General features: G+C 61.6%; 20 protein-coding genes and 1 pseudogene. 11 read left to right on the top strand and 10 right to left on the bottom strand.

All coding sequences use genetic code 11. From position 1 onward, the window contains the following. Position 1: 1 nt before the first annotated feature. The 3 genes from SB822_RS12460 to SB822_RS12450 are packed head-to-tail and all read right to left on the bottom strand — an operon-like array spanning position 2 to position 2,876. Complete coding sequence (locus SB822_RS12460) at positions 2–814, bottom strand: ABC transporter ATP-binding protein (RefSeq protein WP_410854801.1); 813 nt, start codon at positions 812–814, stop codon at positions 2–4. Then, on the bottom strand, positions 808–1,854 hold the full coding sequence (locus tag SB822_RS12455; RefSeq protein ID WP_410854800.1) for an ABC transporter permease: 1,047 nt from the start codon (positions 1,852–1,854) through the stop codon (positions 808–810). Before SB822_RS12455 ends, SB822_RS12460 begins: the two co-directional genes overlap by 7 nt. Before the next feature lie 26 nt (positions 1,855–1,880). After that, entirely contained in the window at positions 1,881–2,876 is a 996-nt protein-coding gene (locus SB822_RS12450) for an ABC transporter substrate-binding protein (protein ID WP_410854799.1), read from the bottom strand. Positions 2,877–3,143: 267 nt separating this feature from the next. On the opposite strand from SB822_RS12450, the gene SB822_RS12445 reads away from it, so the two are divergent. Then, the gene (locus SB822_RS12445; RefSeq protein WP_410854798.1) at positions 3,144–4,148 is read left to right on the top strand and encodes an aliphatic sulfonate ABC transporter substrate-binding protein; all 1,005 of its coding nucleotides are present in this window, start codon (positions 3,144–3,146) and stop codon (positions 4,146–4,148) included. An 11-nt stretch (positions 4,149–4,159) separates the two neighbouring features. On the opposite strand, the gene SB822_RS12440 is transcribed toward SB822_RS12445, so the two are convergent. Next, positions 4,160–5,860 (bottom strand): dihydroxyacetone kinase family protein, encoded by a 1,701-nt coding sequence (locus SB822_RS12440; protein WP_410854797.1) that lies wholly within the window; start codon positions 5,858–5,860, stop codon positions 4,160–4,162. 81 nt (positions 5,861–5,941) lie between these two features. Next, positions 5,942–6,859 carry a LysR family transcriptional regulator gene (locus SB822_RS12435; RefSeq protein WP_410854796.1) on the bottom strand — a complete coding sequence of 306 codons (918 nt, stop codon included), beginning with the start codon at positions 6,857–6,859 and terminating at the stop codon, positions 5,942–5,944. Positions 6,860–6,965: 106 nt separating this feature from the next. On the opposite strand from SB822_RS12435, the gene SB822_RS12430 reads away from it, so the two are divergent. The 8 genes from SB822_RS12430 (at position 6,966) to SB822_RS12395 (ending at position 16,618) form a co-directional block, all read left to right on the top strand. Then, positions 6,966–7,847: an aldo/keto reductase family oxidoreductase gene (locus SB822_RS12430; protein WP_410854795.1), complete on the top strand. Its 882-nt coding sequence runs from the start codon at positions 6,966–6,968 to the stop codon at positions 7,845–7,847. Between the two features lie 701 nt (positions 7,848–8,548). Next, a complete protein-coding gene (locus SB822_RS12425; protein ID WP_238554519.1) occupies positions 8,549–10,045 on the top strand; it encodes a metallophosphoesterase in 1,497 nt (498 codons plus the stop codon). Continuing rightward, the gene (locus tag SB822_RS12420) at positions 10,042–12,081 is read left to right on the top strand and encodes a CHAT domain-containing protein (protein WP_410854794.1); all 2,040 of its coding nucleotides are present in this window, start codon (positions 10,042–10,044) and stop codon (positions 12,079–12,081) included. The genes SB822_RS12425 and SB822_RS12420 overlap by 4 nt, the downstream gene beginning before the upstream one ends. Before the next feature lie 525 nt (positions 12,082–12,606). After that, the gene (locus tag SB822_RS12415; protein ID WP_410854793.1) at positions 12,607–13,200 is read left to right on the top strand and encodes a hypothetical protein; all 594 of its coding nucleotides are present in this window, start codon (positions 12,607–12,609) and stop codon (positions 13,198–13,200) included. 24 nt (positions 13,201–13,224) lie between these two features. Continuing rightward, positions 13,225–13,584 (top strand): hypothetical protein, encoded by a 360-nt coding sequence (locus SB822_RS12410; RefSeq protein ID WP_007576727.1) that lies wholly within the window; start codon positions 13,225–13,227, stop codon positions 13,582–13,584. A 54-nt stretch (positions 13,585–13,638) separates the two neighbouring features. Next, positions 13,639–14,511, top strand: coding sequence for a hypothetical protein (locus SB822_RS12405; RefSeq protein ID WP_007740804.1), 873 nt, complete (start codon positions 13,639–13,641; stop codon positions 14,509–14,511). A 130-nt stretch (positions 14,512–14,641) separates the two neighbouring features. After that, positions 14,642–16,003 (top strand): TRAFs-binding domain-containing protein, encoded by a 1,362-nt coding sequence (locus SB822_RS12400; protein WP_410854792.1) that lies wholly within the window; start codon positions 14,642–14,644, stop codon positions 16,001–16,003. Between the two features lie 168 nt (positions 16,004–16,171). After that, a complete protein-coding gene (locus SB822_RS12395) occupies positions 16,172–16,618 on the top strand; it encodes a D-Ala-D-Ala carboxypeptidase family metallohydrolase (RefSeq protein ID WP_007740806.1) in 447 nt (148 codons plus the stop codon). A gap of 205 nt (positions 16,619–16,823) precedes the next feature. Here SB822_RS12395 and SB822_RS12390 read toward each other — a convergent pair whose 3' ends face one another. The 4 genes and pseudogenes from SB822_RS12390 to SB822_RS12375 all read right to left on the bottom strand — a co-directional run bounded on the left by SB822_RS12390 (position 16,824) and on the right by SB822_RS12375 (position 21,323). Then, positions 16,824–17,963 (bottom strand): cytochrome d ubiquinol oxidase subunit II, encoded by a 1,140-nt coding sequence (locus SB822_RS12390; protein WP_410854791.1) that lies wholly within the window; start codon positions 17,961–17,963, stop codon positions 16,824–16,826. Positions 17,964–18,183: 220 nt separating this feature from the next. Beyond that, a complete protein-coding gene (locus SB822_RS12385; RefSeq protein WP_410854790.1) occupies positions 18,184–19,722 on the bottom strand; it encodes a response regulator in 1,539 nt (512 codons plus the stop codon). A gap of 164 nt (positions 19,723–19,886) precedes the next feature. Further along, positions 19,887–20,240 (bottom strand): annotated as a pseudogene (locus SB822_RS12380) (EamA family transporter); the annotation flags it as partial. 117 nt (positions 20,241–20,357) lie between these two features. Next, on the bottom strand, positions 20,358–21,323 hold the full coding sequence (locus tag SB822_RS12375) for a cupin domain-containing protein (protein ID WP_007740809.1): 966 nt from the start codon (positions 21,321–21,323) through the stop codon (positions 20,358–20,360). A gap of 111 nt (positions 21,324–21,434) precedes the next feature. Here SB822_RS12375 and SB822_RS12370 point away from each other — a divergent pair, with 111 nt between their 5' ends. Both SB822_RS12370 and SB822_RS12365 read left to right on the top strand, forming a co-directional pair. Next, complete coding sequence (locus SB822_RS12370) at positions 21,435–21,974, top strand: carboxymuconolactone decarboxylase family protein (RefSeq protein ID WP_114223171.1); 540 nt, start codon at positions 21,435–21,437, stop codon at positions 21,972–21,974. Between the two features lie 133 nt (positions 21,975–22,107). Further along, positions 22,108–23,508: a mercuric reductase gene (locus SB822_RS12365; RefSeq protein WP_410854789.1), complete on the top strand. Its 1,401-nt coding sequence runs from the start codon at positions 22,108–22,110 to the stop codon at positions 23,506–23,508. A gap of 60 nt (positions 23,509–23,568) precedes the next feature. Here SB822_RS12365 and SB822_RS12360 read toward each other — a convergent pair whose 3' ends face one another. Continuing rightward, positions 23,569–24,981 carry a cation:dicarboxylate symporter family transporter gene (locus tag SB822_RS12360; protein ID WP_410854788.1) on the bottom strand — a complete coding sequence of 471 codons (1,413 nt, stop codon included), beginning with the start codon at positions 24,979–24,981 and terminating at the stop codon, positions 23,569–23,571. Positions 24,982–24,992 lie beyond the last annotated feature (11 nt).

The following is a 24,992-nucleotide window of genomic DNA, read 5'->3' as shown; positions in this document are numbered from 1 at the left end:
GTCATGCGACGAGGCCGAGTTGCGCCAATACCTCGCGACGCAGCGCGACGAGTTTCGGGTCGTCGCGATGACGCGGATACGGCGCGTCGTTGTGCACTTCCGCGACGATGCGCGCCGGCCGTTCGCTCAGCACGATCACGCGGTTCGCTACATACAAGGCCTCTTCGACGTCGTGCGTGACGAGCAGCACCGAGAAGCGCGCGGCCTGCCGTAGACGCACGAGTTCGCCCTGCATGCGGATGCGCGTCAGCGAATCGAGCTTGCCGAACGGCTCGTCGAGCACGAGCAGTTGCGGATCGTTGACGAGCGCGCGCGCCAGCGCGGCGCGCTGCGCCATGCCGCCTGATAGCTGATGCGGAAACGCATCGGCGAATGTTTCCAGGCCGACCAGTTCGAGCGCGGCGTCGATGCGTTTCGCCGCACTGACGCGCGATGCGCGATCTCTTCCCGTTCGCTGCGCTTCGGGGCCGAGGCCGACGTTGTCGCGCACGGTGCGCCACGGAAACAGCGTCGGGTCCTGAAACACCACGACGCGCGATGGGTCCGGCCCGACGATCGGCTCGCCGTTCGCATGCAGCGCGCCGTGTGCGGGCGCATCGAGCCCCGCGACCAGACGCAGTAATGTGGACTTGCCGCAGCCGCTCGGCCCGAGCAGCGCGACGAATTCGCCGGGCTCGACAGTGAGGCTGATGTCGTCGAGCACGGCGAGCGCTTCGCCGCGCAATGCAAAGCGATGACTGACGTTGCGCACGTCGATGCGCGCGCCCTGCCGTCCATCGACGTGTGCGTGCGACGCTTGAGTAGCGGCTACCATTTGAGCAATCCTTTTTGCCAGGCCAACAGACGGTCGCGCACCTTGAACAGCAGTGTGATCAGACCGGAGCACATCAGCGCCATCACGAGCAGCGCGGCATACATGTTCGAGTACGCGGCCCAGCCTTGCGCCCATTGCAGATACCAGCCAAGCCCCGCCTTCACGCCCATCATCTCGGCGACGATCAGCACGGAGAACGATGCGCCCAGTCCCATGAACAATCCGACGAACACCGACGGCAGTGCGGCAGGAATCGCCACGCGCAGGATCAGGAACGAAGCGCGTGCGCCGAGCGTGCGCGCGACGTCGTAGTAAGCGGAGTTCACGCCCGCGACGCCGGACCATGTGAGCACCGCCACGGGAAACGCGGTGGCGAGCGCGATCAGAAAGACGCTTGCGCTGAAGCTCGATGGAAAGAAGAAGAACGCGAGGGGCAACCACGCGGTCGCGGGCAACGGGCCGATCAGACGCAGCACGGGGTGCAGCCAGTAACCCACGGCACGCGACCAGCCGATGCTCACGCCTATCGTGAAGCCCGTCAACGCGCCGAGTGCATAGCCATAAGCCAACAACACGAACGAATGCCCGACGCTCGCCGCGAGTCTCGGCAAATCGTCGAAATACACGGCGATCAACGCCTGAGGCGGCGCGAAGAACGGGCGCGGCAACCATTCGAGCTGCGCCGTGACCAGTTCCCACGCGGTAATGCCGATGGCGAGCGCGAGCAGCCAGGGCCCCGCCGCGATCCATGTGTCGATGCGTGCGCGTTTCGTGTCCGCCTGCGGCCTGACAGCGCCATTCGTCAGCCACGCACGCGCGCCGATTGCCGCCGATAACGCCGCCAGCGCGAGCTTCAGAATCAGCAGTTCGCGCGTGTACGGCCAGTCGTCGGCCGCGGGCCACCATTGCGTCACGGCCGCGCCGCCGAGCCACGCAAGGGCCGCCAGCGCGGCAACGATCTGCCCGCGGACGTCGCGCGGCGCAGCGGCTTCGTCTGCCTGCAGACCCGCAAGATCGATTGCCTGAGTGTGTGAGGACATGTCGATACGCTCCTTGAAAATGCGGCTTAAGTGTTGCCGATGCTCGTATCGGAAATCGCGCGCACGTCGATGCGGCGCGGCAGGATCGCATCGCGATACGCGGCGTCCGCCACCTTTTGCAGCGCCGCGATGTCGGCGTCGGAGACGAAGTGCTGTTTGAGTGACGCGCGCTTTGTGATCTGCTTCGCGGCGTCGAGCGGCGAGCGCGTGAGGGTTGCGTAGATTTGCGCGTAGGCGTCGGCATTCGCGACTGCCCAGTCGCCAGCGCGCTGATAACGCAGCAGAACATCTGCGATGGCCGCGCGCTTGCGCGTGTCGGCAAGCGCTGCGCCCGAGGCCGTGATGAAGCCAAGGCCGCTGTTGATGCCCGTGCCGTCGCGCAGAACCCGCCCGCCGCGTTGCACCGCGATGCCGTAGTACGGATCGAAAGTCGCCCACACTTCGATCGAACCGGACGCGAATGCCGCGAAGGCATCGACGGGCAAAATGAAGCGCACGGAGATATCGTCCTTCGACAACCCCGCTTCGGCGAGCGCGCCGTATAGCTGGAACTGCGAAATGCTGCCGCGCGCCGACGAGATGAACACCGTGCGTCCCTTCAGGTCCGCGACCGTGCGGATCTTCGAATCCTGCGCAACGAGAATGCCGAGTTGCGCGCCGGAGCCGACACGCGTCGCGACGATCTTCAAGGTCGGATCGCCGACGGCAGCGGCGAGCACGGGCAGATCGCCAGCGGGCGCGAGATCGACAGCGCCCGCGCGTTGCGCTTCGAAAAGCGGCGCTGCGCCCTGGAAGTTGGCCCAGCGAAACGCGTACGGCGTGCCGTCGAGTACCTTTGCGGCTTCGGCGAGCGCACGCGTGCCGCCTGCCTGATCGCCGAGCACGATCGTGGTCGATGCTGCGTCGGCTGCTTGCGCGTCACGCGCGATCGATGCGGAAAACGCAGCGACGGCAGGCGCCGCCGCGAGCGCGCGAAGCACGCGCCGCCGCGCAGAAAAAGACGTTGGAACAGAAGCGCTCATAGGCCCTCACAGTCGATATGCAGGCAAGCGTAGCGACGAAGGACCACGGTGAGAATTATTCTATTTATATATGTTTATCTCACAGCAATATTTATGTTTTGCATCTTTTGAATGACGTGTCGAGCGTGATGAATACCACGTCTACGCTTATCGATAACCGTGCAATCAATAGCTGAAACATTCGCTTAGGAAGCGTCGGTTCCGTTGCTACGATGGCGAATCGATCCACTGCTTCGCCCAATTCAACACAGAAAACGGAATACACGTATGGCGTCTATCACACGACGGGCCTTCGCCCGCATCGCACTGGTTTCCCTGTTTGCGCTGACCTCGGCGCAGAGCTTCGCGCAAGCGTCCAACGCTAATGGCGCGCCTGTGTCGTTGCGCATCGGTTATCAGAAATCGTCGACGCTCATTACGCTGCTCAAGGCACGCGGCTCGCTCGAAAAAGCACTCGCGCCGCTCAACGTGCGCATCTCGTGGAACGAGTTCACGAGCGGCCTGCCGTTGACGGAGGCGCTCAATGTCGATGCCGTCGATTTCAGCGCCGACGTCGCCGACACTGTGCCGATCTTCGCGCAGGCCGCGCATGCGCGCTTCGTGTATGTCGCGCAGGAAGCGCCTTCGCCCGGCGCGCAGGCGATCATCGTCAAGAAGGACAGCCCGTTGCACGCGCTCGCCGATCTGAAGGGCAAGCGCATCGCGGTGACGAAAGCGGCGGGCAGCCACTATCTGTTGCTGGCGGCATTGAACAAAGCAGGCCTCACAGCGACCGACGTCAAGATCAGCTATCTCACGCCCGCCGATGGCCGCGCGGCATTCGAGCGCGGCAGCGTCGATGCTTGGATTACGTGGGACCCGTATGTCGCATCCGTCGACAAAAACGCCGATGTGCGCATTCTTGCGAATGGCGACGGGCTTGCTTCGTATCAGCGCTACTATCTCGCGTCGAGCACGTTCGCCGATGCGCATCCCGAAGTGGTTCAGGTCGTGTTCGATCAACTGAAGGAAGTGGGCGAATGGCTGCGCGCGCACCCCGATGACGCAGCAAAAACACTTGCGCCGATATGGGGCCTCGACGCGACCACGATCGAACGCGCGAACGCGCGGCGCAGTTATCTGGTGCGGGCCGTTGCCGTGCAGAATTACAGCGAGCAGCAGATCATTGCCGATGCGTTCTACAAGAATGGTCTGTTGCCCGCGCGCGTCGAAACGAATCAGGCGCAGTTGTGGGACTTCGCGGCGAAACGGGCGAAAGCCATCGGCAGCTAGCGCATGAACGGTTAGCGCACGAACGGCGTCAACGCGCGCAGCCAGCACACCACGGCCACCGCGCCGCCGTCGGGTTCGCCCACAGCACGCTCGCCGAGATAGCTCGCGCGTCCGACGCGCGGCATCATCGAAGCCGTCGATGCCGCGCCCTTCTCCGCAGCATCGACGGTTGCAGCCCATGCAGCAGCAAGCGGCTCGCCGCGACCGGTTGCTTCGGCGAACGCATCCGCCGCAGGCCGCAGCGCATCGAGCATCGTGCGCTCGCCGGGTTGCGCGCCGCCTAACTCGGAGATCGCTTTGACAGCCAGATCGAACGCAGCGGCCCAATCGGACGCGGCGGGCGCGTTGCTCTCGCCGAGGCGGCGCGATGCCCGCAGCAACGCCGTCGCGTAGAACGGCCCGGAACTGCCCGCAATCGCGCGACGCAGCGTGACGGCGAGATCCGCGAGCGCATCGGCCGCCGATGGCCATGCCGTGGCGGGAATCGCCAGCACGGCTTCGCCCGCGCGCTTCATGCTGGAGCCGAGGTCGCCGTCGCCCGCTTTCGAATCCAGTTCGGTCAGACGCGCTTCGTCGTCGATCAAGGCGCGCGCTGCGGCGTCGAACGCAAGCTGCAACGGCGTGCGTTCGACGGCAGCTTCACTTGACGATGCAACAGCATCGTCCACCGCGCCCGATGCGATGCCCGTCGCGCCATCGACATTCACGCGTCCCGCACCCGGCCATGTCGCGACCTTCGTCGGAGCGTCGAGTAGCGCAAGGCGCTCGTCGTCCACACGCATCACCGAGATCGAGCAACCCGGCATATTCAGCGCGGACAGCAGCGTGCCGCACCATGCGCGCTCGATACGCAGTCCGCGCTGCTTGAGTCCATTGATCGCCGCGCGCGCGACGACGGCCAGTTCCATCGGCGTGGTCGCGCCCAGACCATTGACGAGCAGCGCAACGCGCTCGCCGCTCGCCAGTTGCAGATCGTCGGTGATCGCGGTGAGCAACGTGTCCGTCAGTTGATCCGCAGGCATCGGCTTCGTGCGTTGCACGCCTTTCTCGCCGTGGATGCCAAGGCCCAGTTCGATCTCGTCGTCCGCGAGACTGAAGCTCGACTGTTGCGTCGCGGGCAGCGTGCAGCCGTCGAGCGCGACACCCATTGTGCCGATCGCATCGGCCGCACTGCGCGCAATCGCCGCCACTTCCGCGAGCGTCTTGCCCGCCGCAGCCGCCGCGCCCGCGATCTTGTGCACGAACACAGTCCCCGCAATGCCGCGCCGCCGCCCGCGCTCGACGGTGTTGCGCAGCGACACGTCGTCGGCCACCACGACGACTTCGACGGGAATCCCTTCGGCGCGCGCCAGCTCGGCGGCGAGGCCGAAGTTCAGGCGGTCGCCCGTGTAGTTCTTGACGACCAGCAGCGCTCCGTTCGGTCCCGCCGACGCGCGAATCGCGGCGAGCACGGCGTCCGTCGACGGCGACGTGAACACCTCGCCGCACACGGCGGCTGCCAGCATGCCTTCGCCGACATAGCCCGCGTGCGCCGGCTCGTGGCCGCTGCCGCCGCCCGAAATGATCGCGACGCGCCGCGCATGCGGCTCAGGCAGATCGCGCCGCACGACGACGTTCGCGTCGCGCAGCAACGCGGTGTCGGGCGCGAGCATCGCGAGACCTTCGAGCATCTCGCGCACGACACGCGACGGATCGTTCAGCAGCTTTTTCATGGCCTTGAACCTCGGTGAATTCGAATTCGGGTGACAGATAAGCGGTTGGGCCGCGAGCGGCCCGAAGGGGACACTTTAGCCTCAGCGCGCAGTCGACGCATCGGCCGAACCCTGCGCCTTGAGGAAATCGACGAATGCGCGCAAAGGCGCGGGCAAATGACGCCGCCCCGGATAGTAGAGAAACGGCCCGGAGAACGGCTGCCACCACGGTTCGAGAATCGGCTCCAGCGCGCCGCTGTCCAGATGCTGCCGCAGCATCCCTTCGAACAGGTGGATCACGCCGACGCCCGCCAGCGCGGCGCTGACGGCAAGCTCGATGGCCGCGCCCGGCCTGACCACGAGCGGCCCCGACGGATCGAGCCGCACCACTTCGCCGTCGCGCTCGAAATCCCAAGTCGGCATCGCGCCGCCGGCAAACTGGCCGCGCAGGCACGCATGATCGAGCAGGTCGCGCGGATGCTCGGGCCTGCCATGTGCATCGAGGTAATCGGGCGTCGCCGCCGTCGCGAAACGCTGCACGCGCGGGCCGATGGGAATCGCGATCATGTCCTGCTCGAGCCGCTCTTCGTAGCGAATGCCCGCATCGCAACCAATCGACAGCACATCGGCAAAGCCATCTTCGACCACGACCTCGACGCGAATGTCGGGATACGTTTTCAGGAATGGCGCGATGACGGACGGCAGCACGATGCGCGCGGCGCTAGACGGCACGTTGAGCTTGAGCGTGCCGCTCGGCTTGTCGCGGAACACGTTGAGGACGTCGAGCGCCGCTTCCATTTCCCTGAACAGCGGCGTGAGCTTTTCGATCAGCCGCTGGCCCGCTTCCGTGGGCGCGACGCTGCGCGTGGTGCGGTTGAGCAGCCGCAGGCCGAGCTTCGCTTCAAGTCGGCGCACGGCGATGCTCAGACTCGATGCGGAGACGCCGCTCATGCGCGCCGCGTCGCGGAAGCCGCCCGCGCGCGCCACCGACACGAAGGCGGCAAGGTCGTTCAGTTCCATAAAGGGCCATTGTTCAAGATTTTCAACAGCCCGTACACTTTAGATGGGTTTATTCAACAGCGCAATCCGAGCACACTGTGGCTCATCGACAACCAGGGAGCGCGCAATGCCGAACTTCAATTCCACCGACACCTTCCCGCTAGCCGGCCGTCCCGTTCGCCGCATGGGCTACGGCGCTATGCAGCTGGCCGGCCCCGGCGTATTCGGGCCGCCGAAAGACCACGACGCGTGTCTCGCTGTCTTGCGCGAGGTCGTCGCTTCCGGCGTCAATCACATCGACACCAGCGACTTCTACGGGCCGCACATCACCAACCAGATCATTCGCGAGGCGCTGCATCCTTATCCTGATGACCTGACTATCGTCACCAAGCTGGGCGCCGTTCGCGGCGACGACGGTTCATGGCTTTCCGCGTGCGAGCCGGAAGACCTGCGGCGCGGCGTGCACGACAATCTTCGCAACCTCGGCCTCGACGTGCTCGATATCGTGAACATTCGCGTGATGGGAAACATCCACAGCCCGGCGGAAGGATCGATCGAGGAGCAGGTCGTCGCACTGGCGGAATTGCAGCGTGAAGGGCTCGTGAAGCACATCGGCCTGAGCAACGTGACGGCCACGCAGATTGCTGAAGCGCAGCGCATCGTGCCGATCGTCTGCGTGCAGAATCACTACAACCTCGTGCAGCGCGAAGACGATGCGCTCGTCGATCAACTGGCCGCGCAAGGTATTGCGTATGTGCCGTTCTTTCCGCTCGGCGGCTTTACGCCGATTCAATCGTCGGCGTTGTCGGACCTCGCGCGTACGTTGAACGCGACGTCGATGCAGGTCGCGCTCGCGTGGCTTTTGCATCGGTCGCCGAATATTCTGCTGATCCCCGGCACTTCATCGGTCGCACATCTGCGCGAAAACATGCAGGCCGCGCAGCTGCGCCTCAGCGATGCCGCGCTCGCCGAACTCGATTCGATTGGACGCGCGAGCGGCGGCCACTAAGCTCAGCGGGACTGTGAACGCATTGCGGGTTTCGTGGATTCGCGCGCGGCCTGCAACGCTGTCTTTTTTACGAGTAACTTTTATCGACCTGAATCAAGGCGTGGCGGCCTTCAGCGCGTCACGGGCCGGCTCGTCCAGTTCAGCCGAGACTCCGTACTATTTTTAGGCGTCTTCTTTAGGGTGGCAACACATGCCGGCCAAAGAACCCTGAGACACGCACTTTTATTCAGTGCGGAGTTCTTTATCATGCCTCTCACCAGCTTCTCACGATGAAGCCGCGAACGCGAACGTGCCTATGTCGATGTTCGTCAGTGAGCTAACCTCGGACATTCTTCTTACCTCGTTATGTGCGGTAACGCACAGTGCCGCCTATATGCAAGACGAGACGCTTGACGCATTTCTAAAAGCGCCAAACGTCAGGCACACGAAATCATTCATTTAAAAAACATAAGTACATCAAGCAGTTGAATTGAGTTCAACGTAGTCATGATGCCTGGTTTCCGTTTGCGAAAGATCGGCAAAAGAACCTTGCCTCAACTATGTTATGAGAGCACGTGAGCGCTGTATGTCAGCACGATCATTCGAATACGACCCTTCCTGATCGTCTACGGTACATCTGGCATGCCGAAAGTGCCCCCCGGCCGCGCCGTGCGAAATCTGCTTTCCCCGCAACCCGGGATCTGATCATGGAGAAGACTGCCGTGCAGCCGATCCACCACGTCGACAGGCTCTACGTCATTTCAGATCTCCACCTTGGGGGGCCGCCAGGATTCCAGATTTTCGGCTCGAGCAATGAGCTGGCGGGACTCATCCGGCTGCTTGCCGATCAGGATCCCGGCGATGAAGTGGCGCTCGTCATCAATGGAGATTTCGTCGATTTTCTCGCCGAAGAAAACGCGACTTATTTCGACCCACACGGCGCCATCCAGAAGCTCGAACGTATCGCCCTCAAGGACGACACGTTTCGTGCCGTCTTCGAGGCCTTTCCCTATTTTCTCGGCAAGGAACGGCGGCGGCTGATCGTCAATCTCGGCAATCACGATCTCGAACTGGCGTTGCCCTGGGTGCGCGAGCGCCTCGTGCAAATTCTGACGGGAGGACAGTCGGCGGCGCCCGGCGCGCACTCGCGCCTGTATCTGGTTTTCGACGGCGCCGGTGTGCTGTGCAGCGTCGGTGGGCGCTCGGTTCTCTGTTTGCATGGCAACGAGGTCGATCGCTGGAATCCGGCGAACTTCGAAAAGATTCGCGAAATAGCACGCGATGTGCAGATCGGCCGGGCAGTCGAGCCGTGGATTCCGAATGCTGGCAGCAAGATGGTGATCGACGTGATGAACCCGGTGAAGCGCGAGTACCCCTTCGTCGATCTGCTGAAACCGGAACAGGCGGCTGTGGCGCCGACGCTCGCGGCATGCGCGCCACAACTGGTCGGGGAGCTCGACCGGGCGAAGAAACTGGCGGCCGTCGCACTGACACGCTTATGGGCTGGCGTGCGCAAACCCGACGGAATGCTGGGCGCAACCGAGGCGGAAGACGGAGCCGCGCCATCAACGACCGACACCGCACGCGCGCCCGTCGCCGCGGCCGTGAGGTCGCAGCAGGCCGCGCTTCAGGCACACGAGCTGTTGCTTATGGCCGATGATCGCGCGCGCCGTGGCGTCACCGCCGCCGACCTCGTTGCCGGCGTCGAGGGCATCCAGCTCGACGCCTTCGGCGCGCTGGTCAAATGGTCTCGAAAGGAATCGACCAGCGAGGTCTTGCGCGAGGCGCTAGAAACCCTCGACCGCGATCGCAGCTTCGACATTGGCGAGCGCGACGACACCGCGGTGCAGCTCGATGCCGAGGTGTCTCCGGACATCGATGTCGTCATAGCCGGTCATACCCATCTGGAACGCGCGATTCGCCGCAGAAATGGACGCGGCTGTTATTTCAACAGCGGCACATGGGCGCGGTTGATCCGCATCAAGGCCGAGGTCCGTGCCGATCCTCAACAGTTCGCGCAAGTCTTCGCGGCGCTCAAGCGCGGCACCATGGCTGATCTCGACGACGCACACGATCTGGTCATCAAGTCCTGCACGGTCGTGGTTGTATGGCGAGATGCAGCGGACAGTGTCAAAGCGGAGCTTCGCCACGTAAAAACCATCGACGATAAAACAGAACTCGACGCGGACCTGCCGGCAAGCTGCATGGAGATTCGATGATGCGCAAAATTACACTCGAATTGCTGCGTCACGGGCCGCCTCATAACCAGTTGCTGTCGCCCCTTACCGAATACATCGCGCTGTGCGAAAACCATAGCGCCGTCACGTTGCACGTCCCGTTCGAACACAACCAGATGCTCTATCGACTGCGCGCGTTGAGCTATCAGCTCGGGCCCGAAGCGCGTGAATTCCAGATGGGGGATACCGCACGGGTGCTGGGCCAGCTGCTTGGAGAGATTCCCGGCCTGACCGCCGATCTCAACCGGCAAAGAACGGGCACAAGCGACGGCGACACTGCCGAGCAGGTCACGCACCTGCGGCTGATCATTTCCGCGTCGGAACTCGCCCTGCTTCCCTTCGAACTCGCGACCGCTCCCAATGGCTTCCCCGGCGAGGGGCAAGCGCTTTCGCTGCAGACCCAGCAGCCCATCTGCATTACGCGCGAAACACGGCGGGTTGCTCAGGAATACGTTCGCTGGCCGCGCAAGCCACGCATTCTGTTCGCCTTCGCATCGCCGCCCGACATGGAAGCGGTACCTGCCGAAGCGCATCTGCTGGCGTTGCGCGAGGCGCTGACGCCATGGCTCGCGCTCTCCGATGACTACGACGACGAAAAACGCCTGAAAATCATCGGTGGCCGGCTTTCTGTGTTGCCGAATGCATCTGCCGAGAGCCTCGAAGATGCTTGCGCGAAAAACGACTATACGCATGTGCACATTCTCGCGCACGGCGTTCAAACGAACACGCCCTATGACAGCCGCTTCGGTCTCGCATTTCATTCCGACCGGCATCCTGACGGCGTGGAAGCGATTTCCGGCGACCGTCTGGCGACCATCTTGCGCACACCGCGTCATAGCCAGCCGGGCCGGTTCACACGCCCTGCCGTCGTGACGCTCGCAAGTTGCAACGCCGGCAACGTCGGCTCGGTAACGGGTGTTGGCGCAAGCATTGCCCACGCGCTGCACGAGGCAGGCGTCCCGCTCGTGATCGCGAGCCAGTATCCGCTGTCGTTCGGCGGCTCGGTGGTGTTCGTGAAGGACATGTACGAGGGCCTGCTGTGGGGAGAGGACCCGCGCAAGCTGGTTGTCGGCATGCGCAGACGGCTGCATTCGTACTTCAAGGACAAGCACGACTGGGCGAGTATCGTCGCGTACGCATCCTTGCCACCCAATTTCGACGAACAGCTGGTGGACGCACGCATCCAGCAGTCGATGGACTGCATCTCGATTGCGCTGAACATGGCCGACCGCGCGATGAGCGCTTTTCTGACCTCGGAATCGCAACTTCCGCCAACTGCCTCCAGCGTCGAAAACCACGCACCGCGCGACACGCTGGCCAGAGCACAACAGCAGGTGAGCGAGGCAAAGGCCCGCCTGAAACTGGCGATCGACGAGCATCCCGAACAGGAGGCACGCATTCTCGAACTACTGGCAAGCACCGAAAAGCGCGAAGCGCAGATGATTTACCACTCGACGCAACAAGGCAAACTCGATTCCAGTTCGAAAGAGGGCATGCAACTGATCAGCAAGCTCGAAACATCGAGAAACCACTATTGGTCAAGCTACCTGAAGCAGCGTAAAAGCCCTTCGCAACTGGTTCAATTTCTTTCGCTGACGCTTCTTCTGCAATATCTTGACCGCCTGCCAATGCCACTCGATCAGCCCGAGCAGGATATGACATCGATCTGGTTGAGCGCTCACGTGCAATCGCTCAACGATGCGGATCATGGCGAGCGAAGCGATCGTGCGTGGGCCTACGGGAATCTGACGGAACTGTATCTGATCGCGAAGTACATCGATGGCCTGCCACCCGCATATTGCGGAGACCCACTCACCAACAAGGCGCTTGAAGCGGCGCGCAAACTGGTCTCGCTAGCCGGCTCGACGTCGTTCGAAGTCTTCTCGACGAGGCGCCAGATTGAGCGCTATGTCTACTGGTTCGTGCCGATGGTCGCGGGCGCATACAACATAGAAGCGCTGGCAAGGCAATTACTCAAGGTGCTGCCCGCCTGTGACGAACCGGATTGGGACTATTGACTTCGCGTAGTGGGGCAACGCATCGCTCAACCGGATTGCCTCCGATATGGGAGGATCTTCTGACACATCCTTAGTCGTTTAATGAATGTTCCTTACCGCACATAACTTCGCAGTTGACGGTCCCTCGTCACTCGGAAAATCCTCATATACGTTCTAATCTGAAGTTTCCTACGCTTTAATGAAGGCAAAGGAAATTGCAGGTCATCCATCCATCGATAAGCGATGAGAGTTCATTATGCACTCCATCTCTCATGAACAGGCCTATCCGCACACGAACCGCCTTCGCCTGCACTCTCCTGGCTTGAAAACGCAGGCCATTGAACAGGACTTCGAGGCGGTCCACTGGAAGTACGTTTCGCGAGAGCGCCCTTTCCAATGAATGGCCAGCATGTTGTCCTCTCGCGTGGAGATGCGCCGAACACGAAGCCGCCTTCAATGTGAACACGCGGTCTACTTACCTGTTTGTCGAGGGGGCAACCGATGTCCTTCTTATTCCGTCGGGCTCAGCTATGGCGCTGGACGACTTTGATCGCGCTTGCCGCGATCCTGGCCGTCACGGCTTGCACGATCCAGTTGGCACCGGCCTATGACCCGGCACTGGTCAACGGGATCCGCACCGTCAACAATGACATCATGCAACTCTACGCGACGACCGGGATGGGGGTCGACAAATCAACCTTCCCGCAGCGCGTCGATGAATACAACAGGATCATCGGAGCCGTCGATGCACTTGCATTGGAGTCGCAAAGCCGACCGGTCCCCGATAGCGCGATCCGGGACAAAGTCGAGCAGGCGTTCGGGCAATGGCTCGCATCGAACCCTACGCCACCCACAGGGCGCGACGAAGCATTGAGTCTCGCAGCCGCCGAATGTGCCGACGCACGCAAGGTCAAGCGCGCGCCCACCCTCACGATGCCCGCCCTCATGGCCCAGGCAGACACCCGGCAGTACGTCCCCGCCAGCGCAACGGCGCTCAAGCAGGTATCGCGTGCCATGACCTTGCTGAGGGATACCGACTGCGCACACGGATTGAACAATGGACAAGTCGCTGCGAACAAAGGCTATACACAGTACTTCGTTTCAGAAGCTCTCTTTTACGAGAACTTCTTGCAACGTTGAAATCATCACGTTCAAGGAGTGGCCATGGCACTGGATCTCACGCAAGCAGCCGACACGTTCGTGCAGAACATTTCCTCGACCGTCAAAACGGTCACGGGTAATGACGTCACGATGATCGCCGGGTTTTCAAAGGCGCAGTTGCAAGCCCTCGCGCAGCAATCCGCACTGGTTGCGGGCATGATCGAGGCCAATGCCTTCACGGCCGCCGAGAAGATGTTCTATCTGGATGGCCTCGATCAGATGGCAAGGGGTTTCGTGACTACTTTTGTCCAGATCGTCGAAGTTGAAATCGAAAAGATCTACAACGCGGTAGTGAAAGCGATCTACGACTCCATCGGGACGTTGGCAGGCGTGAAGATGCCCGTACCAGGCGCGGGCGGATGAGCGTTTCGTATCCCGTCTTCCGTGCAAGAGTGAACGATCCCAGCTGGAGGCGTCATGCCGAACAGACCGCAGATTGTCCCTGCATCGCAGGTTGACAGCGAAATGGCGCCGGACTTCTCGTCCGTCCGATACCGGATGCTGGCGCAAGGTGACTCGTGGTTCTCGATCAATGGCTTGAACCTGTTTCGGGCGTCATCGTTGCTGCCACATCTGGATTTCGGACACTCTGCGATCATCGTGAACTGCGCCGACCCGGGCGATACGCTTGCCCATATGGTCGAATGGCGTCGGGACCCGTGGTTCGCGAGCTATCTGTGTGGGCCGCGCGAGCGTCCGTGGGACGCCATGCTGCTATCGGCTGGCGGCAATGACCTGATCGACGCGCTCGGTGTCCTCCCGACGGATGCTCACGGAACGCCACACAGCCCCGGCGATAGACTCATGCTGACGAAGTCCGAGCGCGCGCAGCCAGGCAAAACATACGTTTCCGAGGACGGGTGGACACTTTTTGCCCAGCATCTTCGTGCCCAGTATGCCGCGCTGGATGCCATGCGCGCCTCCAGCAAGACAAACCGCAACATGCCCATCATCACGCACACCTATGACTATCCGATGCCGCGCAATGTGGGTGCGGGCCTGCATTTCGGGCCGTGGCTGTATCCGGCGTTGCGGGCATACGAAGTGCCGCCAGATGACTGGAAAACGCTGGCGAAGGAATTCATCGACCGGCTCTTTGATCTCGTGAGCGGACTGGCCCTGCAGAATTTCCATGTCATCCGAACGCTCGGAATACTTACGCCGGCCGACGCCGATTCGCGAATCAGCAGTCCGGACTGGCTAAACGAAATTCACCCAACCTCCTCGGGATACGGGCAGATTGCCGGGCGCTTTTGCGCGGACGTGGCCGCGAGGAACATCCTGCCTTGAGAATCACGTCCGGGCGCGTACGACCTCGGGCGCCAGTCGAGCGTGAAGCATGGTTACGCGGATGCCGCCGGCAAACCATGTGATCGATGTGTAGCCCTTCGCACGTCGCGCTTTTCGGAGAATGCACCCAATGAACCGCCCACTCGACCGCCCGCTCTGTTTCGTCCTCATGCCGTTCGGGCGCAAGCCTACGCTTGGCGGCGCTGTCATCGACTTCGACGCGGTGTACTCCGAGCTGATCGCACCCGCCGTGATTCAATCCGGCCTCGAGCCGATACGTGCCGACGAGGAACTGGCGGGCGGCATCATCCACAAGCCGATGTTCGAACGGCTGATCCTGTGCGATTTCGCGGTCGCCGATCTCACGACCGCGAATGCGAACGTGTTTTACGAGCTCGGCGTGCGTCATGCGGTGAAGTCAGCCAGTACGGAACTGATCGTCGCCGAGGGCGCAGGCCCGCTTCCATTCGATGTGGGACCGCTGCGCGGCACGCCGTACAAGCTGGGAGCGGACGGCAAGCCTTCCAACGCCGCTGAAGCGAGCGCGGCGCTCGCCCGCCGCTTGCAAGCAGCGCGACAACAGACGCCCGACAGCCCGGTGTTTCAGCTGGTCGACGGGTTTCCGGATATCCAGCACTTGAAGACGGATGTATTCCGCGAGCGCGTCGACTATTCGAAGCGGCTCAAAGATCGCCTCGCAATCGCCCGTCAGAAAGGCTGTAACGAGTTGCGAGCCATCGAGGCGGAACTGAGTGCAGGAACCGGCAGCCTCGCCGATGTCGAAGCAGGCGTAGTGATCGATCTGTTCCTGTCTTATCGGGCAGTCAAGGCGTGGGATGAAATGATCGCGATGGTGGGAAAAATGTCGGCGCCACTTGGCGCGACCGTGCTGGTGCAAGAACAGCTTGGACTCGCGTTGAACCGCGCAGGCAGCGACACGGAGGCGGAGGCGGTGCTGAAGGCGTTGATCGCGCAACGGGGGCCTTCGAGCGAAACGTGCGGAATCCTGGGGCGCGTGTACAAGGATCGCTGGGAACGAGCCGTCAAGGACGGCGAGCCGATGCTCGCTACCGGTTTGCTGGTCAAAGCGATCAACGCCTATTTGAAGGGCTTCGAGTCGGATTGGCGAGACGCCTATCCGGGCATCAACGCCGTCACCCTGATGGAACTGAAGGACCCTCCCGATCCACGCCGCAAAGCCCTGCTTCCCGTTGTCGCGTACGCCGTGCAGCGGCGCATCGCGACGGGCAAGCCAGACTACTGGGACTACGCGACGCTGCTCGAAATTGCACTGCTGCAGCAAGACGAGAGCGGTGCGGACGAAGCGCTCCAGTCGGCGCTCGCCGAAGTGCGTGAGAGCTGGGAACCGGAGACGACGTTACGCAATGTACGGCTGATTCTCGATGCGCAGCGGCGCCGGAGCGAGGCACCGGCGTGGTCGAGCGCTATCGAAGGCGAACTGGCCAGGATAGCGGGTGCCGGCCATGCCTGAATGCACTCCGCGGTTTCACGGGCGCCTGCACCATGCGTGCGACAGCGAACACCTGGCCAGGTGCGTGTCTTGATCTTCTGACGATGTGGGCCAAACTCGTTTGTACTCGTCGACTTTCAGCCTGCTGTCAGACACGCTTTTACTTCTGATGTTATCGAGGCAGACATCATGGACCTAAGCCCACATTTCACATTGGAAGAGTTCGTGGCGAGTCAGACCGCGTCGCGAGAGAACATCTCAAACGTCCCCGGTCCCGACATCATCGTCAATCTTAAGAACACTGCACAGGTATTGGAAAAGGTGCGTGCACTTCTCGGAAAACCGATTATCGTTTCGTCGGGCTATCGTTCGCCCCAGTTGAACAAGGCCGTCAAAGGCGCCGTCGACAGCGCGCACATCTATGGTCTCGCCGTGGATTTCATCGCACCGCAATACGGCACCCCGATCGACATTTGCCGGCTATTGCAGACCTCCACGCTCGTGTTCGATCAACTGATCTTCGAACATACCTGGGTTCACCTCGGTTTGCCGAAGAGCGGTGCACCCAATCGCCGGCAATTGCTGACGGCGCATTTCGGCGGCGGGCCGACGACCTATACGGTAGGGTTCGCGTAGACCGTCAGTCATGATGCGGGTGAGCCGTTAGCGGCGCGTGATGAGGAACCGGCGTTTCGAGCACGGCGAACATCCGAAGAGCGTGACGTGCAAGGCGTGCCGTCGAGCAACGACGGCGATATCGTGCCCGGCTGGGCACTCGACGTCCGCATATCGTGCTGCCGGAGTACGTGTAGCCCTGCGCGCCAGGATCGGCGTCGCGCTTTTAAAGGTCCCAAAGATCTCTCTCGCGTCCAGGAAACCGGTAACCAGGTAACGTGTAGGTCAGCAAAATCAGAATAATCATCGCAGCACCGACGAGCTTGAAAACCTCGTTCGATCGCGGAGCGGCTGCATGCCAGATACTCGCTCCGGCGAAGATAGAGAAAGGCCATATGTCGATCAGCAAGCCAATATAGCCGAGTAACAAAAACGGTAGTGCGACGACAAAAGGCGCGATACCGCGAAGCGCTGCGACAGCACGGTGCATACCGCATGAGGCAGCCGCGAGCAGCAGCGGCACAGGAAGCAGCCAACGCAGGACGTTCCAGTCAAACCATCGATCCACAAGCGTTGGAGCATTCATCTCCGTTTTCATACTGAGGCCGACGATCATCAGCAGTTGGAGTGCAGCCAACGGCAGAACAACTTGATAGAGCTTGCGCTGCAACTCCCCTTTGCTCCTTGAGATCAACCAGCAGCAACCCAGAAGACCATACATCACCAGTGACACAAGGCCAGTGAGCAGCCCGATAATCGTAAGAAGCTGAAGCGCCGTCAATGGTAAAAAAGTTCTGTAGAGCTCGCGCTGCAGTTCTCCTTCGGTCTTCGCAATCAGCCAGCAGCAGCCAAACAGCGCATACGTTATCAATAGTGCAAGGCCCGTGAACAGGCAAAAAGGTGTGAGCCAATCGAATCCATTTCCGATGAAATGTCCGTTTGCTACACGCATCCCCGATAGCCATTCGCCTAGCATGACGCCCTGAAAAAAGGTCGCGCCTGCCGATCCGCAAATAAAGACCCCATTCCAAAACTGACGAGACCTTCCGACTTTTCCCCGGATCTGAAAAGCCACGCCCCGGAAGATCAGGCAAAGCGCCATCGCGACTAACGGCATGTAGAGCGCGGAAACCAAAACTGAACAGACCGTCGGAAACGCAGCGTACAGCGACGCGCCGCCGAAAGCCATCCATGTCTCGTTACCGCGCCACACTGGCGAACGACTGCTGAATAGACGCTCACGTTCGCTTTCGGACGAAAAGAATGGAAGAAGGATCCCGATGCCGAGATCAAATCCGTCGAGTACGATATACATTCCGACGCCGAAGGCAATGATTGCTGCCCAGCAAGTCGCGATATCCATCATGGAGTCCGGTCGTAGTGTCCGAAGCTCCATTGTCGCGACCGTGCGGACCGGGTATTGATCCGGTTTCCACCAAGTTGACTGGTCCGGTTTAGAAATAGCCGGGCGTGATCTCTGGACTGAGCACATCAGTCCGCGCGGACATTAAATGAGGTTGAGCGTCGATCGTGTGCGGATGATAGCGATCGCGCCTGGAAAGAATGCACGTGACGTTTCGCCCCGCTCAAGCCCCATCGACAAGCCGCAATATGTCGGAAAGCGTAACCGGTTTGACGAGATGATGGTCGAAGCCGGCCGCCCGCCAGTCACGCCCGTCGGGGGCTTGCCCGGATTCTGAAACGGCAATGAGTACGGCACTTCCGCTGATGGGGTGTGCCCGAATAGTCCGGGCAATCTGATAACCGTCTGGAGGGGGAATGCCGATGTCAATGATCGCGACATCGAGCGTAATCTGCCCATTGACGATCAGCGCGGCGTTACCGGAGGCCGCGATATGCACCCGGTGCCCGTGCGATTCGAGCAACGCGGCAAGCGACGTGGCGTTATCGATCTTGTCGTCCACTATCAGGATGCTTCGAGAGCGGCTGTTGTTCACCGACGCGCCCTCTGCCTGTGACGAAGCGAGCGATGTCGATCCTATGAACTCGGGCAGACGCAGCACAAAATCTGCACCCGTCCCCGCTCCCTTCGATCGGACCGTCACCGTTCCGCCATGTAGCACGGCAAGCGCACGGACCAGAGACAGGCCTATGCCGAGACCACCCTGCGACGCAGCAACGCTTCGTTGCGACTGGATGAATGGCTCGAAAATCGCTTCCTGTTCTTCCGGCAGGACGCCGACGCCCTGGTTACCCACCCTGATCGACACCATGCCTTGCGACTGCCCGACGTCAATCTCAATCTCGCTTTCGTCTGGCGCGTACTTCGTCGCATTGGACACAAGGTTGTCGAGCATCTGGACGACCCGAGCGTCATCACCAAAAACGGCGCATGCCTCGTTCTCCAGATGTATCGAAACCTGTTGCCGCCTCGCATCGATATCGGGCCGGTTGGCTTCAACTGCCGCAGCGATGGCCGAACCCACATTGACGAATGTGCGATCGAGCGTGAGCCTTCCATGCGCCAGACGCGAAACATCGAGCAGGTCGTCGACGAGGCGCGACAGATGTTCCACCTGTCGCCCTACCGTTTGCCATGCTGCGCGCGCCGCGGCAGGGCTCGTCTGGAACCTCGGGTCCATCAGCTCCAGGGCGTTGCGGATCGGGGCGAGCGGGTTGCGCAATTCGTGCGCGAGCGTCGCGAGGAACTGGGACTTGCGCCGGTCCGCGTCGTGAAGTGCGCGCTCGGCCCGCCAGAGGCGTAGCAGCGCACGTACATTGGCGACAAGCTCAGGTGCTTCAACCGGCTCTGTCAGATAGCTGTCGGCGCCGCTGTCCAAGGCGCGAATCCGGTCCGAGGCGCTCAACAGGACCGCGGAGGTCTGAAGGACCAGTACCGACCGCGTCAAGGGATTCTGTTTGATCCGCTTGCACACGTGCACGCCATCGCTGTCCGGCAGCCGCACGTCGAGCAGGACGACGGCAGGTTTGTGCGATGTAACAAACGCTAGCGCCTGCTCACCCGTCGACGCCTCGAGCACGTCGAAGCCCGCACGACGCAGCACGCGCGTTTTGGCAAGCCGCGCGGCATCATTGTCGTCGACGTTGAGGATCAGTTCCGACCAGCCGGCGAGCGGCGGGTCTGTTTCCGGTAAATTGTGCATGCACCATTGCCAGTCGTTGCCGGGGCGGCCCAGTGTCACGAGAACGGGTCAGGCTCCGGCCAAGGGTAGCACGCCAGCGAGCTGGATCAGTGCGTTATCGTCAGCGTCCCGGGCTTCCGCGCTGATTTACCTGGGCGCAGCGTCATTTCACGATCTTCTCCGCACTAGTGCGAATGTCGATGGTGAACATCCGGAAAATGCGCGTGTGAATGGGTAATGGGCAGATGCACATGAGGATGCGTGTGTGGCTCATCACCGACATAGGCAAAGTCGTGCTCGTGCTGGTGATGTTCATCATGACGATGCCGATGCGTATGCTCAAGCCACTCGTGCGTGTGTTGATGTTCGTGTCGCTCGCGGACGTGCAGCCAGATACCCAGCGCCATCAAGGCCGCGGCTATCCGGAAGGACAGGTGCGGCAGTTCGAGCAGGGCTTTGGCGAGCGGAGTCGCGGCGCCAAAGATCGCTGCCGCGGCAAGCGCGGTGAAGATCGCGCTATATCGGGAATTCATGGAATGGGAACTGTACAAGTGCGCAACAAGCGTCTGAATAACCAGTGTAGCGCACCGTCGGTTGTGCAATCGGCCCAATGCCTTTTGCACCTTCACGCAGGATCATCCTAAACCTGCTTTAACTCATGCACCGCCCTGTTGCTTCTCCAGCTCCGAACGGCGCCACTCGGCTGGCGTCATGCCCACGTGTTGCGTGAAGGCGCGCCTGAACGCAGCCACGGATTGGTAGCCGACGCCCTCGGCGACGACTTCGGTGGAAACGCCTGGCTTTTTCAACGCGTTGGCGGCCAGCGCCATCCGGACATCCGCCAACAGCTCATTGGGCGAGCGTCCCACCTTCTCATGGAAGTGGCGAAGCAAGGTCGCGCGCGACATGCTACAGAGCCCGGACAACTCAGCCAGGGTCCACGGATAGGCCGGCTCGTTGAATATGACCGCAAGCGCAGGCGCCAGACGCGGATGCCCAGCGAGCGCCAGTAGCCCCGTCGGCGCTTCGTCAGACTCGCTGGACATGCGTAGCGCCAGCGCGAAGAGAGCCGTCGATAGCGCATTGAGCATCGCGTAGCCGCCCAGGTTGTCCGCACCCGATTCCGCTCGCATGAGCGCCATTAGAGCTTGCAACTGGGTCAGCGTCTCGCCGTGAGAGGAACCCTCCGCGGCCGATGTCCGGATTACGAGTCGTGGCGGAAGGTACGCACGAATAAAGCGGTCATGTGGCGGCGCCAGCACGATTCGTCCGCAGAGCATATCCAGGCGCTGACCCGTGCCTTTATTTTCGCTGATGATCAGGTTCAACGCCTCGCGTTCACGTGCAGGCTTCGGCTTCGCGCCCCCACCATCGTGAAGGATATGAGCCGAGCCGTGCGTCAACATCACGATATCGCCAGCGCCCAGATTCTGCGGTTTGCCCGTGCCCGGCGTCTCCAGGATTGCCGATCCGCCGAGCACGATGTGGTACGGCATTTCCCCAGCATCCGAATCGCCGTAGACGACCTGCCACGGTGCGCCATAGGCGCATCGAAGTTCAAGCTGGCCGCGCACCGTCATCATGCCGAGCAGACGGCTGAGCCAATCAAGTGGGGGTGACATACTTACCTCGGTTGATACTTTTGAGCATGATATTGCGAATTTAAAGACTCAACAAGATCACACGACAACCATAAAGTGGAGGCTCCTAACCACCACTGAATGAGGTCAATCATGAGTCGCATCGCTATCCCCGCTGTTACGAACGCCACGGGCGCCACCGCCGAAGTCTACGCACGGGTCCGGAAAATCGCTGGCGGCAGCGTGCCGAACCTGTTCGCGGCGCTGGGTCATCTTGCGCCCGCGACATTGAACGGCGCGTTGAACGCCGAAGATGCGCTGGCATCGAGCAGTCTCAGCAAGCAGGATCTGGAAACCATCAAGCTGCTTGTCAGCGAGCAGACAGGTTGTGACTACTGTGTGGCCGCGCACGTGATGTTGGGGAAGATGACGGGCCTCTCGCCCGAAGCACTCCGTCAGATTCGCGCGGGCAAGGCGACGGGCGACGCCAGGCGCGATGCGCTCATCCACTTCGTGCTGAACCTGCAGACCACGCGCGGCACGATCAGCGACAGCGAACTGGCAGCCATTCGCGCCGCCGGTTACACCGACACGCAGTTAGCCGAAATCTCGCTGGCAATCGCGATGACCATTTTCACCAATACCTTCAATCGGATCAACGACACGGACGTCGATTTTCCGCCGGTCAAGTGACAGGTGCGTAGTCGGGCGGACGCGTCACGCGAGACGTGCCGCTCGCTACGTCTTTGCTCTCATGCATCTCAGGCAGAAAGCCGGATCACTGCCACATCGGCCACATTAACTCGCAGGTGAATTGGAGGATGTCATGTCTCAAGTTGAACATTTCGATACGTTGATTCTCGGCAGCGGCCAGGGCGGCAAGCTTCTGGCGTGGCATCTGGGACGAGCGGGACAACGCGTCGCCGTGGTCGAGCGGCAGTGGGTAGGCGGTTCATGCCCCGCCGTCGCTTGCCTGCCCAGCAAGAATGAAATATGGAGCGCGCGCGTTGCGCACCTGGCGCGGCATGCCGCCGACTTTGGCACGACGACTGGTCCAGTCACTGTCGACATGGCGAAGGTGCGCGAACGCAAGCGCGGCATGATCGAACGCGAAGCAGCGTTTCATGTGCAAGCGTATGCGTCGAGCGGCGCCGAACTCATCATGGGTGTTGGCCGGTTCGTCGGGCCGAAGACGATCGAGGTGCAACTCAACGACGGCGGCACGCGCACGCTCAGCGGCGAGCAGGTGGTCGTCAATGTCGGCACGCACGCTGCCATTCCCGATCTGCCGGGCTTGCGAGCCGCCGAGCCGCTGACTCATATTGGCGCGCTGGACCTTGACTACGCGCCAGCACATCTGATCGTGCTCGGCGGCGGTTACATCGGTATCGAGATGGCGCAGGCTTATCGCCGCTTCGGCAGCCGCGTGACGATCATTGAGCGCGGTGCCCGGTTGATGGCTCGCGAAGACGCGGACGTTAGCGAAGAGATGCTTGGCATTCTGCGCGCGGAAGGAATCGATGTCGTGCTGAATGCGGAAACCACGAGTGTAGAAGGCCGCTCTGGCACGCATGTTCGCGTCGTATTGCGCACCGCTTCCGGGGAACAGGCGATCGACGGCAGCGACATTCTCATTGCGGCAGGACGGGTTCCGAACACGGCGGACATTGGTCTGGAGCAGGCAGGCATCGAGCTTGACGGCCGCGGATACATTCGTGTGAATGAGCGGTTGCAGGCTTCGGCGCCCGGCGTGTGGGCTATCGGCGAAGTCGCGGGCAGCCCGCAGTTCACGCACGTTTCGGTGGACGACTTCAGGATCGTGCGCGACAACATGGCTGGCGGCGATCGCAAGACAAGCGACCGGTTGGTTCCGTACACGCTGTTCACTGATCCGCCGCTTGCACGCGTGGGGCTGAATGAAAGCGATGCGCTCCGTCACGGTATCGCGATTCGGGTTGCAACACTGCCGATGAGCCATGTTCTTCGAACCGAAGCGACGGATGAAACACAAGGTTTTATGAAGGTTCTCGTCGGTGCCAAGGATGACCGTATCGTGGGATTCACGATGATCGGCCCGGAAGCGGGCGAAGTGATGGCCTCGATGCAGACCGCGATGCTCGCTGAGCTTCCGTATCAGAAGCTCCGCGACGCCGTCATCTCGCACCTGACGTTCGCTGAAGGTTTGGGGCCGCTGCTGTCGAACGTGCCCGCGAGAGCAGCAGAGTAGATCTTCTGAGGCAGGTGTGGCGCGCGATTGCTGGCGCGCGCCACATTCTCAAGACACCGCTTAGTGCGAAGCACCGGCCCGCTTGAACGAAACGGCTGAAGGCCGTTGATCGCCGTTGCCCGCACCATCCGGAAGCAGGTCGCCATCATCCAGTCCCGCGTCTTCGCGCGCCGTATCCGGGTAGCGTTCGGGATAAAGATGACGGTGCGCGCGCTGGGTGTCGAACGTGCCGGACCACCGCGCAACAACCACTGTCGCAAGGCTGTTGCCGATCGTATTGCACGTGGCAATCGCCATCGACATGAACCGGTACACGCCAAAGATCACGGCAAGACCCTCGACGGGCAAGATGCCCGTCGACGTCACCGTCGCCGCGAACACCACGAACGATCCGCCCGACACCGTCGCGGCACCTTTCGACGTCAGCAGCATCAGCAACAGGATGCCGACCTGATGTTCGAACGTGATGGGGACGTTGTACGCATGCGCGATAAACATCACGCCCATCGACATGAAGATCGACGTGCCATCCAGATTGAACGCGTACCCTGTCGGCAGAACGAGTCCGACCGTCTGCTTCGCGCAGCCGAGGCGTTCGAGCTTGATCAGCAGCCGCGGCAATGCGCTTTCCGATGACGCCGTGCCGAGCACGATCAATATCTCGTCCTTGATGTAGCGCAGGAAGCGCCACATGCTGAAACCGGCCAGCCTCGCAATGAGGCCCATCACCACGACGATGAACAGCGCGATCACAGCATAGAAGCTCAGCACGAGTTGCGCGAGCGCGACCAGCACCGCCGTGCCGTTGCTGCCGACCGCGAACGCCACCGCGCCGAACGTGCCCAGCGGTGCGAGCTTCATCACGAGATTGATGAACGAGAAGAGCACTTGCGAAATCAGGTCGAGCCCTTCGTTGATGCGTACGCGCCGGCTCTCGGGAATGGCGAGAATACCGATGCCCACCATCACGGCCAGCACGACGACCTGTAATAGTTCACCCTTTGCGAACGCCCCGATGAAGTTGTCCGGCACGAGATGCATCACGAACTCCGTGAAGCCTTGCGGCGCGGCCTTCGCGGCAATGACAGGCATCGCGCCCGGCGTGATGGCCGTCATGCCCTTGCCCGTCTGCAGCAGGTTGCCCGCCAGCAGGCCGATGGCAAGCGCAATCGTCGACACGACTTCGAAGTACACGATGGAGCGCCAGCCCACCCGCCCTGCGCTTTTCACATCGCCCGCCGATGCAATGCCGTGCACGATCGTGAGAAACACGAGCGGCGCGACGCCGGCCTTGATGAGCGAGAGAAAGACGTCGCCGAGAATCTTGAGCTGCGCGCCGAACTTCGGAAAGATCAATCCGACAGCAATGCCGAGCACGAGCGAAAGCAGAACCTGCATGCCCAGTTTCCGATACCAGGGCCGCCTGGCGGGTGCCGCCATCGATTCGTCGCGCGATGCGTTGTCGTTCGTCATGGTGTGTGCTC

Source organism: Paraburkholderia sp. SIMBA_054 (assembly GCF_046534875.1).
Taxonomy (GTDB): domain Bacteria; phylum Pseudomonadota; class Gammaproteobacteria; order Burkholderiales; family Burkholderiaceae; genus Paraburkholderia; species Paraburkholderia hospita.
The sequence above is the reverse complement of the archived record's forward strand: the minus strand, read 5'-3'. Positions and strand labels throughout refer to the sequence as shown.